Origin of the sequence: Amycolatopsis umgeniensis (assembly GCF_014205155.1) — a bacterium.
GTDB lineage: Bacteria > Actinomycetota > Actinomycetes > Mycobacteriales > Pseudonocardiaceae > Amycolatopsis > Amycolatopsis umgeniensis.
Genome location: NZ_JACHMX010000001.1, coordinates 1160558 through 1173690, shown reverse-complemented (window position 1 = coordinate 1173690; position 13133 = coordinate 1160558). Strand labels below are relative to the sequence as shown.

Here is a 13133-nt window from a genome sequence, read left to right as displayed (position 1 = left end):
AATAACGCCGCCCGCAGGCCGTTGACCTGGGAGAACGAACAAGGTCACGGAAGGGATCGGCGATGACCACCACTTTGGACACGTTCACGCAGGACTGGCGAGGTTGGAAGGCCCAGCGCGAGCGTGATCTCGCCGATCCGCTCGGCTGGCTCGCCCTGATCTCGCTCGACTGGCTCGAGGACAAGCCGCGCGCGTACGAGGGTCTGCCCGGCCTGTGGTGGCAGGACGCCGACGCGGCCTACCTCGATCCGCAGGGCGCGGATCTCTCGCACGACGGTGAGCGGCTCACCGGTGTCCGTCGCTTCGAGCTGGTCAACAGCGGTGCGACCACCCGGGTCGCGGCCGGGGAGATCGAGATCGAGGTGGCGCGTCGCGGCGGGTACCTGATCCGAACGCATGACCCGAAGGCTCCGGTGCTGAACGCTTTCCGCGGCGTCCCGGCGTACGAGCCCGACGCGGCCTGGGTACTCTCGGGCACTTTCGAGGCCTTCGACGAGCCTCGGCCGACCACGGTCGGCGCGGTTGTCGAAGGCCTCAGTCACGTCTATGTCTCCCCGGGCATCGTGCGTTTCGAGCACGACGGCGCGGAGCACACGCTCACCGCGTTCAACGGGAAGGAGGACGGATTGCTCCTCCTGTTCACCGATGCCACGAGCGGAGTGACCACCTACGCGGCGAACAGGTCGCTCGCGGTGCCCGCGCCGGCCGAGGACGGGTCCGTCGTCCTCGACTTCACCCGAGCGGCGAACCTGCCGTGCGCGTTCACCGACTTCGCCACCTGCCCTCTGCCGCCGGCGGGCAACGAACTGCCGTTCGCGGTGGAAGCGGGGGAGAAGCTGCCCTACGAGCGGCAGGGCTGAACGGTCGCGAGCGCCGTCATCGCCTCCTGTTCGCGCTGAGCCAGCTCGGACAGGATGGCGGACGCGTCGGCCAGATGCTCGATGTCGCCGGTTTCCCCTGCCCGGGTGACCAAGTGCGCGACCTCTGTCCATAGTGGAGTGATCGCGCGGTATTTCTCATGGGCGGAGCGGAGACCGGCGTCATCGACGAGTGCCGTGCATTCTTCGAGGAAGTCGCGGTAGAGCCGGCGGAAGAGCGCGCCGCCGGTTCCCGCCCGCTCCATCAGGACGGCGGCCTGCGGGAGGTCGCGAGCGGGATCACTGCTGCGCTCCAGCCATTTTCTCACCTGGACGGACGCCTTCCCGATCCCGCGATATCCGAGGTTGGCGATCGGCGGGTTGAGGAACTCCGCCGCGTTGGCCCGTACGGCTGTCCGGATGACGTCGGCAAGCGGAACAGGGGGCGCTTCCGCGGTGATGGTGAACGAGCGGTTCTTCGCCGTCATCGGCCCTTTCTCGCCACGAGCACGTTCGAGGCTCGTCAGCGACGTCGACACGGAACCACCCTGTTGCGCGGTGTCGACCAGGAACGCCCTTTCGTCGTCGTAGCCGTACAAAGCGGCGAAGTGCCCTCCAAAGTGGACTTTCGAGGTGAAGTACTCGAGATGGTACGAGTCGAGCTGCACTCCGACCGGGACACCGGCATCGAGCTGCTCGGCCACGTTCCGCCACGCCGTCCGCGCCGACGTGGTTTCCTTGACCTGCAAGGTCAGTCCGAGGTGCCCGGTCAGTTTGCCCGTGATCTCGGCGGGTTTGCTGCGCCCGCCGAGAAAGGGGAACTGCAGGTTCTTCCCGTCCCAGTAGATGAAGCCCAGACCTTCGCCGAGTCCGAACAGCATCGGCTCGGACAGCTCGATCCCGGCGTGCCGCAAAAGTACGTCGAGAGTGCTGGTCTCGCAGTGCTCGCCGCCCGTGGTCTTGATTCCGGTGAGGATCACGTGGTCACCGGCCAGGCGATCTCGGTGCGGTAGGCCTCGGGTGCGACCGATGGTCCGGGGGCCACCAGGTACAACTCTTCGGCAGGCCCCGTCGGGACTCGGTCGCGTTCGGCGATCCAGCGGCCCAAGGAACGGTAGGCGGTTTCGACATCGCCGTAGTCACCCTCGTGGATCGTCGCCGCGAGCAGACCGCCGGGAAGCTCGGCGGAGCCGAGCTCGCCGTCGTCCCGCACCGGACCGTCCACCGGGACGAACAATTCGACGGTCAACTCGTCGGGGTCTTCGGTGAGGTAACGGGTCCCGGGCGGTCCGGACGGCGCGACGCCCTGAGCGTCGAGCGCCGCGAACAATCGCGCGTAGGCGGGGCCGATCAGCTCGGCCAGGCCGCTCAGCGGGGTCCGGATCCTCAGGCGGGCGATCGGCTGCGGAGCGCGCACGCGTTCGTAGACGTGCAGCCACCGCGTCGGCTCGGCGAGGACCGAGTCGAGTTCGCCGCTGATCGCCGCGAGTTCCGCGGCCCGCGCGGCCACCCTGTCGTGATGCCGCTTGATCGCGGCCTTCACGTCGTCCGGGGTGCCCGCGGCGAGTATTTCGGCGATCTCCGACAGCGGCACCTCCAGTTCGCGCAACCGCCGGATCAGGCTCGCGTCGGCGAACTGCTCGAGCGAGTACCGGCGGTACCCGCTGCCGGGGTCGATCCGAGCGGGTACCAGCAGGCCGAGCCGGTCGTAGTTCCGCAGCGCGCGGACCGACAGCCGGGTGGCGTGCGCGAACACGCCGATCGGCATCAAGGTCGTCATGGGACCAGCCTGAACCCTCTCCCGGGGAGAGGGTCAAGCCGGTACCTCACCCCAGTGACAACCGATCGAGATCCGGAGCGGACGCGTGGTCGTTCGCCAGCTCGATCGTGTTCTTCCCCGCTCGCAGTTCGACCGGTAACGACGTCGTGAGCCGGGTGTTGTTGCCCGCGCCGTCGACCTTTACCTCGACCGGCGTGCCGCCGTTCACCGTGACGAAGTACGACCGCGGTCCGTTCACGGTGAAGTCGATGTAGAGGGTGTAGCGCCTCGTTTCGGGCACGGTGACGTCCTCGAACACCACGGACGAGCCCGGATCGCCGCCGATGTTGCGGACCTTTTGGCCGCCCGAGCACACCCCGCAGTTCGTGACGCCCGCGCTGCCGACGTCGTTCGCCGAGTCCTCGGCCTCCCGCATGAAGACCCGATCCGACGGCAACGGACTCACCCGCACCGGTTTGCTCACCGATTTCGCCCGCCCGAGCAGGTCGAACGACGCGGTGACGGGGATGTCGGCCGCGGTGACGCCTTCGGGGGAGACCAGCGTCCACGAGCCTTCGAGTTCGTTCCCGACCCGCATGGACGCCGCCGTGGCCGGACCACCCTGCACACTCCAGCCCGCCGGAACGACCGGTGCCAGGGTGACCGCGCTGATCGCGTCATCGGCGTCGAGCCGCACCTTCGCGGTCACCCGCAGGGCTTGGCGCCCCGGCGAAAGCCATTGGACACCACCGGGTTCGACGGTCAAGGTCGTCTTCGGCGTGTAGGACGACGGCGGCAGGGGAGCGATCGCGATCCGGTCGAGAGCCGGTCCCGAGGGTGCGTTGCTGAACACCTTGACGGTGTTGGCGCCGGCATTCAGCGGGACGGGGATCGTCGTCGAGGTCACGATGCCCGGAGTGCCGTCTTCGATCGTGGTCTCGATCGGAACACCGCCGTTGACACTCACCGCCACCGACGTCGCCCGTCCGCTCTGGGTGTCGAGCTGGAGCCGGTGATTCCCGGCTTCGGAGACCGTCACTCCCTGATAGGTGACCGAGTTACGCGGGCCGCCGCCGAGCCCGGTGACCTGGAACGACCCGGAGCAAGAGGAACACCAGCCGAGGCGGGCTCGGCCGTCGTGGTCGTTGCGGAAGGACTCGGCCTCCAGCGGGACCTGCGTCCCGAAGACCGAACTCGGGGAGCCGTAGGCCACCTTGATCTCGTCGATCGCCAACTGCCGGTAGAAGGGCTTCGCCTGTGGCCCGGACCAGGTGTTCAGCACCTCGAGCTTGATGAACCGGGTCTGTCGTTCGCCGAGATCGATGAACTGCACGCCGCGAGCGCTCGGCATCGCGCCGGTGCGGACCGGCTCGCCCCAGTTCTGGCCGTCGTCACTGACATAGACGCGATAGTCCTGGATCCGGGACGAATCCTCCGGCCTGCCGAACGATTCGCGCGCGTGCGTCGGCGACATCTCGCGCTGGTTCACCGCGAGGGAGGTCGCCGGTCGCCGCCTGCCGAGGTCCAAGGTCAGGGAGACCGGTTGCTTGCCGTCGGCGTCCCAGTAGTTCTCGAAGTTCCCGTCGACGAGATTCGACGCCGGATGCCCTGCCCGCGAGGAGGAAGCGGTCGCCTTGATCGTGCGGGAGTCGTGGAAGAACTGCTGCCCGGCCGTTTCCACCTTGAACACGGTGTCGTAGGTGTCCCAGTCCTTGATGTCCACAAGGGTCAGATACCCGGCGGATTGACTGAACCGCAGCGATTTCCCCGTACGCACGTCGGACACCGCCGTCACCTTGTACCCGTTGTCGCGCAAGCGGAGCAGGTCGGTGCGGGGCCGGGTGACCACGTGGAGATACTGCGTCCGGGCGCCGGGTCCGACCGTGATGACGCCGTGCGCGCCGTCGTTCCAGAATCCGGGCTGCATCCCGCCGTACAGGTAGCCCCCGCCTTCTCTGCCCTGCAGAGAGGACTTGATCGGCGGCACCCAGCTCGCCATGAAGTCGTTGTACGCCTCCTGCTGTGGCGGGAACTTCCCGTTCACCATCGGGGTTTCGGCCATCAGCGATTTCATCGACGAACCGGCGTTGGCGATGTAGCGCCCGGTGGACAGCCGGAAGTCGACGGCCTGATCGGTGCCGTCGTACCACCAGCCGCCGTTGGTCGGCAGTTTGTAGTCGGCCTCGGTGAGCCTCGGCATCGGGGTGAAAGCGGCCTGCGGGTAGTCGTACGGCGGGGTGATGCCGGTCTTCTGCTCGTTGCTGACGGTGTCCATGATCGGCGTGTCCTCGTTGTTGTTGCTCAGCAGCCAGGACGGCCGTTTCTCACGGATCTGTTCGTAGAGTCCGTTCTTCTCCCAGTACTCGTTGTCGTTGTCGATCCAGAACCCGGCGAGGTCCGAGTAGCGGTCCATGACCTCGTGGAAGAGGTCGTAGCTGTACTCGCCGAAGCCGGGACGTGTGGTCAGGTCGACCTGCCTGCCCTTGTAGGCGGAGTACGCGGCGGAATCCAGTGACTCGACGCCGGTTTCCTTGTGCCACTGAGGATCGTCGGTCATGTAGAGGATGGTCCGGACACCCTTGGCGTTGCCCGCTTTCACGAGTTCGCCGAGGAGGTCGCGTCGCGTGGCACAGCTGCCCGGGATCTTCGACGGCCACGGCCGCGCGTAACCCAGCCTGCTGTGGAAGGTGGCGAGCACGATGTAGGAGGCACCGAGTTTGCGGGCCTCGTCCACCCAATAGTCGGCGCTCCAGCCGCCGTCGGTGACGGCGCGCTCCCAAGCGGCGCAGTCGGTCTGGCGCGGCGCGGTGAACATGCCCCAGTGGAGGAAGAGTCCGGCGGTGGCCTCGCGCAGCCACTGCTGGCGGGGATGGTGCACCTCCGCGTTCGCCGCGGTCGTGGTGAGCAGGCCCGCCAGCAGGGCGAGGACCAAGGCGAGCCAGGCGGTGCGGTGCGCTCGAACTCTCATGACCATCCGCTCTCATCCAGGGCGTGGTTACCGAGAGGTCCGATGATTGCGGCAGAAATTCCCCTGGTCAAGCCCCGTTGAGTGGGACATGGTCGTAGTCATCGGAGGTATCTCGCGACGAAGCCCCCTCGCCGGCGTGCGAGGGGGCTTCGTCGGTCTCGACTCAGATGTTGAAGCCAGGGTGGGTCGCGAAGGCGTTGTCGATCACGAGGTTCCCCCGCTGACGGGCTCGTTCACGCAGCGCCGACGTCGTGCGGGCGCCCTGGGCGAAGAACCACCAGAGGTAGAGCGCGCCGTACATCCATGCGCCCTCGTAGCCCCAGGTCGAGTCGGCGCCGCTCTTGCCGGCGCCGAACACCGAACCCGCCGGGAAGTTCGCGTTGTGCGGCTTCCCGCCCTGGTGCCGTGACTCGTGGATCAAGGTCTCGGCGCGGCCGGGAACGTCCTTGGAGTACCAGAAACCCAGGTACAACTCGATCCGGTCGTCGACGAACGCCCCTTTGAAAGAGCGCGCGATGGCGCTGCCGTCGCCGCAGAGGGAGCGAAGGTCGTCGCAGTTGTCGCGGACGTAGCGGCGCGCCCAGTTCAGCATCGGCCCCGAATACGCGTCGTTCGCGTAGTCCTGAGCCGAATAGGTCAGCAGGTAACACGCGTTGAACGTCCGGGCGAGCGGCTTGTCCGTGTTGCACGCGTCCTCCCAGCCGAAGCCGTCGTCCCAGTAGTCCTTGTTGCCCGAGAAGCCGTAGGTGTTCCAGAAATAGTCGATGTAGGTCTGATTGCAGATCGAGGCTCCGTAGAAATTGTCCCCGGTCACGTTCTTGTCCGGCACGGTGTAGCTGCAAGTGGCCATCGGAGATCGCCTGTCTGTAGAAGGAATTTCGTTCGATTCAGGAGCGCGGGGGCTCCGGTGGCGGTACGTCGTCGGTCCGTGTGTCCTTCACGTACCGGCCGCCGACGGCCTGGGGGACGGCGCGGACGTCGACCCGCCGGATGTTCAGCAGGTGCTCGTCTTCGGTACCGCTGAGCGCCTCGCGCACCTGGGTGGTGAGGTCGGTGTCACCGGTCTCGGCGATGGCCTGGACCGCCGCGCGCCGCACCGTGAACACCTCGTGCCGGGTCTGCCGCAAGAGCAGTTCCTTGGCCGCGTCGTCTCCGGCGGATGCCAGTCGTGCCAACGCTTCCACGGCGGTGGTGCGGATGATCACCTCTTCGCCGACGGTGCTGAACCCGTGTGCGGGATCCTCGGAACGCTCCGGCGGGATCGGCTGGCGCAGTACGTCTTCGAGCACCGGGACGGCGGTCGTGTGCCGCAGGTCGGTGAGCAGCTGGACCAGGCCCCAGCGCTCCAGGTACTGATCCTCGGACAGGGCGCCGTACTGCTCGCCGAGTGCGGGGACGACCTCGTCCGCCCGGTCGCGGAGCCGGTCGAGGCTCCGCTGGTAGTTGCGCTCGGCGTCCTCACCGGACGCGGCCATGGTCTCGGCGGCCTGGGTCACCAGTTCGCCGATTTCGCTGTTCGAGAAGCTTCCGAGACCCGAACTGCCCGGGCCCGCTTCGAGATTGTCTCCGCCCGGGCCCAATGAAGGGGTGTCGGGATTGCGTGGGGTCGGCATGTGGTTCTCCTTCGCAGCGGCGTGATGCTGACGGAAGGAAGGAACGCGATACCGAACCGCAGATACCTCGTTTTCCGAAATGTAGCCCCTCGGGGCATCTCGGGATTTTCACCGCGGGAATCCGAAAAGGATTTTGATCACCGGAAGTCGTCCGGCTGCCGAAAAGCCTTCACGGATTCCCGCTCGTGATCAATGGCGGACGTCGATGACGACGCGGTTCGGCGACGTCAGCGTGAAGACGGTGACCGGTGTCCTGGACCGGACGCCGAGCCCGATGGACAAGGTGGCTTCGTAGTCGCCGGTGACCGCGACCGCCATGACATTGCGCAGGTTACGGGTCCGGAACTTCTGCGGTCCGGGGTAAGTCGGGTTGCCCGCGTCATCGTGCGCGGCCGCCGGAGTGACGGTGACGGCGATGAAGTACTCGCCCGTCAGCCAGACGATCTCGCCCGAGGCGTCGGCGATCAGCTCGTCGACGAGGTCGTACCGGACGGTCGGCGCCGGACCCGCCGTCAAGTCGAGCACGATCCGGTCGAAGCCGGGGTTCTGGCCGGTGCGGATCCCCGTCATCGTGGAGATCGTCTGTGCCGCAACGGAAGCCGGTGCGACCGCGGCGACGGTGCCGGTCAGCATGAGTGCGGTGGCGGCGAGCGCCCCGAGCGCGCGCCGGAGGGTGATGACCATGGCGATGACCTCCTGCCGGAGAGTTGGTTCCGGAAAGACGTCCGTGGTGGCGCGGGGGTTGTTTTCTTCGCTTTATCGTTACTGATCGGGAAACTCCGCGTCTGTTCGGGGTAATCACCGGGGCGGCCGCGCCGAAGGTTCTCAAGGCGATAGGCCTGTCATGGACGCCGTGGTTGGTCGCGCGCTGATCTGCTGGTCGCCGTTTCTGGCCGTCATGTCGTGACAATGCCGAAGTCGGCGACGAGCACGCTATGTTCCACTTGGCTGCCTTGTCGCTCATGAGAGACCTCGTGGCCGATGGTGAGCACTGGCTTCGACGCGCGGCCGATGATGGCGATGATATGGCGATGCCGGGTGCGAGGGAGCATTTCCGGCAGTGGAGCTCGGTGACCCGGACGACGCCGAAGAATTGCTTCGACGTGGCGCGGATATCGGTGATGCGAGACACGGAACATCCTTACGCGATAAAATCGTCGCGTATGACTACGGCAGTGTAGAAGCACATCCGAAATCTTCTGTAATGGAAGCAACGCGGAACGCGACTGCCCTGGCATGTCCTACGACGCCGTGGCCGCACGGCTGACAGACCTCATCACCGGCTTTCTCGATGCGCCGGAGAGCGTCCTCGACGATTCGGTCCTGGCGGATATCGAACGGCTGTGGCTTCTGGCCAGGCCGGCCGATCCGGACAGTCCGACCGAAGAAGAGCTCAGGCGATCTGTCTTCGCGCAGCTCACGGAGGGGTGGCTGCGGTTCCTGCGCTGGCAGGCGGGCCCCAACGGCCGCCGGGCCGGGGACGACGAATACGACCGGTCCGTGGTGTTGCTGGCGTCATTCGCCGAGGAGCCCCAATTGCTTCCGCAGACCATGGCCAAGGTCCTCGGCCCGGACGCGGACGAACACCTGCGGCTGAACATCGCGATCGACCTGTTCGAGCGGGCGCATCAGAGCGTCGAGCCGGCCGCGCTCGAAGGGTGCATCGTGCTGTTTTCGGCCGCGGTCGAGTCCGCTGAGGGTGTTCCGCGGTCGATCTGCGCCAATCTCGCGAACGCGCACCGGTTGCGGTTCTCGAGATACGGCGAACTCGACGATCTCGAACGCGCAATCGAGCTGGGAGAACGTGCGGTCACCGGTGCGCCCGCCGATGACGTGCATCTGGAGAGGTTCCTGACCGACCTCGCCATGGCCCGCTTCAATCGCTTCGAGGTGCTCGACGAGCGTCATGACATCGACAAGGCCATCGAAACCGGCTTGCGGGGGATTTCCGCGCCGGATCCCGACCCCGAGGTGCGAGCCGGCTGCTTGACCGTGCTCGGTGGTTGTTTTCGTGCACGATTCGAGCGTTATCAGCAGGACACGGCCGATCTCGATCGTGCGCTCGAGCTCGCGACGCGCGCCGTGGCGACGTATCGTGCCAGCCATTCACTGAGCGCGCTCGCGACGGTGTACGAGACGTGCTTCGGCCACACCCGTGTCGAGGCGGATATCGACAAGGCGATCGACTTCGCCGCGCAGGCGATCTCCGTCGACCCGCCGGACTCAGGTGACCGCGGCAGACTTCTGGCGAAGCTGAGCTCGGCTCATCGCGTGCGGTTCACACACAGCAACATCGTCACCGACCTGGATCAGGCTGTCGACGCTGGCGAGCGGGCGTGCGCCGCCGGAATCGACACGCTCGCTGACGAGGTCTTCCATCGGCATCACCTCGGCGTCGCTTATCGATACCGCTTCCAGGCCGCCGGCGTTCTCACCGATCTCGACCGGGCCATCGAGGAGGGCGAGTACGTCCAGGCGAACACTCCAGTGGGACACGCGGATCGGGGGATGTACCTGGCCAGCCTCGGCTCCGGGTATCGACTCCGGTCGGATGCCGTCCGGGGACGCGCCGGCTCGGACCGTGACCTCGACAGGGCGATCGAGATCGGTGAAGCGTCGCTGGACGCCACCCCATCCGATCACCCGCAGCGGCCGACGAGGCTGACGCTGCTCGTCGACGCCTATCTGAGGCGGGGCGAGACGACAGGTGACCTGGACCGGGCCATCGCGCTCGGCCGGGAGACCGTCGAGCGGACCGCCGGTCACTTCACACTCGGGTCGACGCTGTCGAACCTGGGGCTCATCCACCAGCGGAGGTACGCCAAGTCAGGTGACCAGGCGGATCTCGTCGAGGCGATCCGCCTGGCCGAATCGGCGGTCGGGACGGTGCCTCGTGAGCACGCCGCGCGAACCGCGGCGATGGCCAATCTGGCGCTGGCGTTGCGGGTTTGGTCGACCGAGACCGGGGAAACGGTGAGCCTCGCGAAGCTGACCTGGCTGGCCGACGAACTGCTGGCCGCGGAACGGGGGCTGCCGGCGGAACGGCTGATCGCGTGCCGCGAGGTGGGCGTGCTCGCACTCGCCACGGGTCACCCGAGGATCGCGACGAAGCTTCTGGACGCGGCCATCGCGCTACTCCCCGCGACCCGTCCTCGCGAAGGAGACTGGTCGGATCAGACTCAGCGGCTGCGCGGTCAGACCGGGGTCGTGTCCGCCGCCGTCGCGGCACACTGCGCGGCCAACGATCCGGTCGGCGCTCTGCAAGCGGCGGAGCGGGGGCGCGGGATCATCCTCGGAGCCCGGCTCGACGCGCGGTCCGACCTGTCCGCGCTCGTCGCGGCGGAACCCGAACTCGCGCGCGAATTCGACAACATCAGGAGCCGGCTCGGCGCGGCCGAGGAAGGTGCGGGCTCCTCGTCGACCGGAGCCGATTTCACGGGACAGCTCAGGAGGCTGTGGGAAGAGTACGACGAAGTCCTCGCCAGGATCCGCGAAAGGCCTACATTCCAACGTTTCCTGATGGCCCCGTTGGTGGAGGAGATGTTCGAGGCGACCGAGGGCGGAGTGCTGGTGATGGTCAACGCCGGGGCGGACTCTGGTGACGCGGTCATCGTGACACCCGGTCGCCAACCCGTGCGTGTTCCCTTGCCGGGCTTGAATCTCGCCGCCGTCGAAGTGAACGCGGCGGAACTGGATCACGTGACGACGACCCGCTACGTGTCCGCTCATGAGCCGGTGCTGCCCAAGGTCCTGTCGTGGCTGTGGACGGCGATCGTCGAACCGGTACTCGCTCATTTCGAGCCGTCCGGTCCTGGCGATGCCCTGCCGAGAGTCCGCTGGATGCCGATCGGTTTGCTGGGCTTGTTCCCGTTGCACGCCGCGGGTCCGAGCGACGGCCCCGGCGCACTCGACGCCGTCGTCTCGTCGTACACCTCGACGATCCGTGCCCTCGCCCACGCCCGCAGCCGGCCGGTCGCGGACACTCGGCGGCAGCTGATAGTCGCCGTCGAGCACGTAGAGGGCTTGGATGATCTGCCGCACGCGAAACGCGAGGCAGTCGCCCTCCGCGACGTCCAGCCAGGTAGCCGGGAGCTGTTCGACGAACTGGCTACGACGGAGAACGTACTGAGAGAACTGCCGAAGGCCACCTGGGTGCACTTCGCCTGCCACGCGACTGCGGACCACCTCACGCCTTCGCGCACTCGCCTGCATTTACACGACGACGTGCTTTCGCTGACCCGGCTCAGCCAACTGGAGCTTTCCGCCGCGGAGTTCGCCTACCTGTCCGCTTGCTCGACGGCCGATCGGGGCCTGCATGGCATCGAGGAGTCGCTCCATCTCGCTTCGGCCTTCCAGTTGGCGGGCTTCAGGCACGTGGTCGGCAGCCTCTGGCCGCTTGACGACGCCATCGCGGCCAGGGCGGCGAAGGCCTTCTACGCCAGGTTGCCCGCCGACGCGACGGCGGACGGCGCGGCCTCGGCGCTGCACGAAGTCAGTCGCGCGCTGAGGGACGCGTACACGACGATGCCGCACCTGTGGGCGGGGTTGATCCACACCGGCTGACCCACGGGATCCAGGCGAACGGCCCCCGGCGTACCGGGGGCCGTTCGCGTCACTCGATCAGACGTGCGGGTTCAGCGGCTGGTTCATACCGCGGACCCGGTAGTAGCCGGGATCCTTGTCGTCCCGCAGGGCACGGAAGGTGGAGTGCCCGGCCTCCTTGCCGGAGGCGACGCTGAACGAGCCGGCGGCGCTGTACTTGCCCGCGATGCCGTTCCACCGCTCGCTGACCGACCAGTCGGGGATGGCGGCGAGGGCGGACTTGGCGGCGAGCTGGTCGTCCAGATTCCCGTCGTAGAAGGGCCGGCCGAGGGCCCCGAGGGCGGCGATGACGGGCGCGGCGCGGAGCACCTTGCCCTTGTCGGTGAAGTTGTCGACGCCGAGGGTCCTGAACACGTGAGTGAGCCACGTGGCCGCCGCCTTGTGGAGCTGGTCGAAGTCGACCTTCTTCCCGTCGACCTCCTCGGGGATGGAGCCACCGCCGTAGGTCACGGCGCTGATGCCGCGGGCGACGCCGGCGACCATGCCGCGGGCGGCGACGACGGTCATGACCTTGTTGCTGTTGACCTTGACCTGGCGGGACTCTTCCTCGAGCCGGATGCCGAGGTCGGCGAAGACCTTGCGGGTGACCATCATCCACGGGTCCGCGTAGTCGTGGCCGAGGAGCAGGGAGGCGTTGATGCCGACGCCGAGGCCGTTGATGTCGCGGAAGTGCTGGGCCGCGACGAGCGGGTCGATCCCGTCGTAGATGTTGATGAAGATCGGGATGTTCAGCAGCATCTCGCGCCGCTTGGGGTCGTCTTCCTTCTCGATCATCAGCTCGAGCGAGAAGCCGCGGGACTCACCGTCCAGGCAGAACCCGCGATTGGTGGGGTCGATGCCGAACTCCTGCACCGAGTTCCTCCGGTACTCGCCCTCGTGCTCGAGCCGCTTCGGGAGCCAGATGGTGAAGTTCCAGACCGGTCCGGTCCAGGTGCCGTCGTCGTCGAGCCGACGCGTGATGTATTCCGGCAGCTTGGTCTTGGCGTTGGTGCCCTTGGCGCCACTCATGTCGCGCTGGACGAGGTCGCGGACCGCGGAGATCTCCTCCACGGCGTGCCGGTAGTACGGCGACGGCTTCTTGGCGATCAGCTCGCCGACCGGGACGGTGAGGGACTGGAGGTCGCGCACCGTGGCCGTCGTGGTCTTCGGCCCGTTCTCGCCTGCGGCCATGGCCGCGATCTTGGTGTAGATCACCTGAGGTGTGCCTTTCAGAGACGGCGGCGACGCGCGTACCCTGTCGTTGTTGAGGCGATAGGAGTGGCGCGCGTCGCCGCTTCGGCGAAGCCCCCGTACCTAGTGGTGCGGGGGCTTCACCATTCAAGCCCCTCGAGTGA

The 13133-nt window shown here is 67.1% G+C and carries 10 protein-coding genes; 2 read left to right on the top strand and 8 right to left on the bottom strand.

Translation table 11 applies throughout. The annotated features are described in order from the left end of the window. Window positions 1-62: 62 nt before the first annotated feature. A complete protein-coding gene (locus HDA45_RS05050; RefSeq protein ID WP_184892302.1) occupies window positions 63-860 on the top strand; it encodes a DUF1684 domain-containing protein in 798 nt (265 codons plus the stop codon). Here HDA45_RS05050 and HDA45_RS05045 read toward each other — a convergent pair. The 7 genes from HDA45_RS05045 to HDA45_RS05015 all read right to left on the bottom strand — a co-directional run bounded on the left by HDA45_RS05045 (window position 842) and on the right by HDA45_RS05015 (window position 8249). After that, the gene (locus tag HDA45_RS05045; RefSeq protein ID WP_184892300.1) at window positions 842-1837 is read right to left on the bottom strand and encodes a DUF4872 domain-containing protein; all 996 of its coding nucleotides are present in this window, start codon (window positions 1835-1837) and stop codon (window positions 842-844) included. The genes HDA45_RS05050 and HDA45_RS05045 overlap by 19 nt on opposite strands. After that, window positions 1834-2637: a MerR family transcriptional regulator gene (locus HDA45_RS05040; RefSeq protein ID WP_184892298.1), complete on the bottom strand. Its 804-nt coding sequence runs from the start codon at window positions 2635-2637 to the stop codon at window positions 1834-1836. Before HDA45_RS05040 ends, HDA45_RS05045 begins: the two co-directional genes overlap by 4 nt. Before the next feature lie 46 nt (window positions 2638-2683). Beyond that, window positions 2684-5590 carry an alpha-L-fucosidase gene (locus HDA45_RS05035; protein ID WP_184892283.1) on the bottom strand — a complete coding sequence of 969 codons (2907 nt, stop codon included), beginning with the start codon at window positions 5588-5590 and terminating at the stop codon, window positions 2684-2686. Window positions 5591-5747: 157 nt separating this feature from the next. After that, window positions 5748-6434, bottom strand: a complete 687-nt coding sequence (locus HDA45_RS05030) for a hypothetical protein (protein WP_184892281.1) — start codon at window positions 6432-6434, stop codon at window positions 5748-5750. Window positions 6435-6471: 37 nt separating this feature from the next. Then, window positions 6472-7197 carry a HEAT repeat domain-containing protein gene (locus HDA45_RS05025; RefSeq protein ID WP_184892279.1) on the bottom strand — a complete coding sequence of 242 codons (726 nt, stop codon included), beginning with the start codon at window positions 7195-7197 and terminating at the stop codon, window positions 6472-6474. Window positions 7198-7386: 189 nt separating this feature from the next. Further along, window positions 7387-7881, bottom strand: a complete 495-nt coding sequence (locus tag HDA45_RS05020; protein WP_184892277.1) for an AMIN-like domain-containing (lipo)protein — start codon at window positions 7879-7881, stop codon at window positions 7387-7389. A gap of 212 nt (window positions 7882-8093) precedes the next feature. Continuing rightward, window positions 8094-8249, bottom strand: coding sequence for a hypothetical protein (locus tag HDA45_RS05015; RefSeq protein ID WP_184892275.1), 156 nt, complete (start codon window positions 8247-8249; stop codon window positions 8094-8096). Window positions 8250-8433: 184 nt separating this feature from the next. On the opposite strand from HDA45_RS05015, the gene HDA45_RS05010 reads away from it, so the two are divergent. Beyond that, window positions 8434-11760, top strand: a complete 3327-nt coding sequence (locus tag HDA45_RS05010; RefSeq protein ID WP_184892273.1) for a CHAT domain-containing protein — start codon at window positions 8434-8436, stop codon at window positions 11758-11760. Window positions 11761-11817: 57 nt separating this feature from the next. Here HDA45_RS05010 and HDA45_RS05005 read toward each other — a convergent pair whose 3' ends face one another. Continuing rightward, window positions 11818-12993, bottom strand: coding sequence for a ParB N-terminal domain-containing protein (locus HDA45_RS05005; RefSeq protein WP_184892271.1), 1176 nt, complete (start codon window positions 12991-12993; stop codon window positions 11818-11820). Window positions 12994-13133 lie beyond the last annotated feature (140 nt).

Bases quoted from the DNA above. Each gene is read 5' to 3' on its own strand.
- HDA45_RS05050 (WP_184892302.1), top strand. From the start codon at position 63: ATGACCACCACTTTGGACACGTTCACGCAGGACTGGCGAGGTTGGAAG.
- HDA45_RS05035 (WP_184892283.1), bottom strand. From the start codon at position 5,590: ATGGTCATGAGAGTTCGAGCGCACCGCACCGCCTGGCTCGCCTTGGTC.
- HDA45_RS05010 (WP_184892273.1), top strand. From the start codon at position 8,434: ATGTCCTACGACGCCGTGGCCGCACGGCTGACAGACCTCATCACCGGC.
- HDA45_RS05015 (WP_184892275.1), bottom strand. From the start codon at position 8,249: ATGCTCCCTCGCACCCGGCATCGCCATATCATCGCCATCATCGGCCGC.
- HDA45_RS05025 (WP_184892279.1), bottom strand. From the start codon at position 7,197: ATGCCGACCCCACGCAATCCCGACACCCCTTCATTGGGCCCGGGCGGA.
- HDA45_RS05040 (WP_184892298.1), bottom strand. From the start codon at position 2,637: ATGACGACCTTGATGCCGATCGGCGTGTTCGCGCACGCCACCCGGCTG.
- HDA45_RS05030 (WP_184892281.1), bottom strand. From the start codon at position 6,434: ATGGCCACTTGCAGCTACACCGTGCCGGACAAGAACGTGACCGGGGAC.
- HDA45_RS05020 (WP_184892277.1), bottom strand. From the start codon at position 7,881: ATGGTCATCACCCTCCGGCGCGCGCTCGGGGCGCTCGCCGCCACCGCA.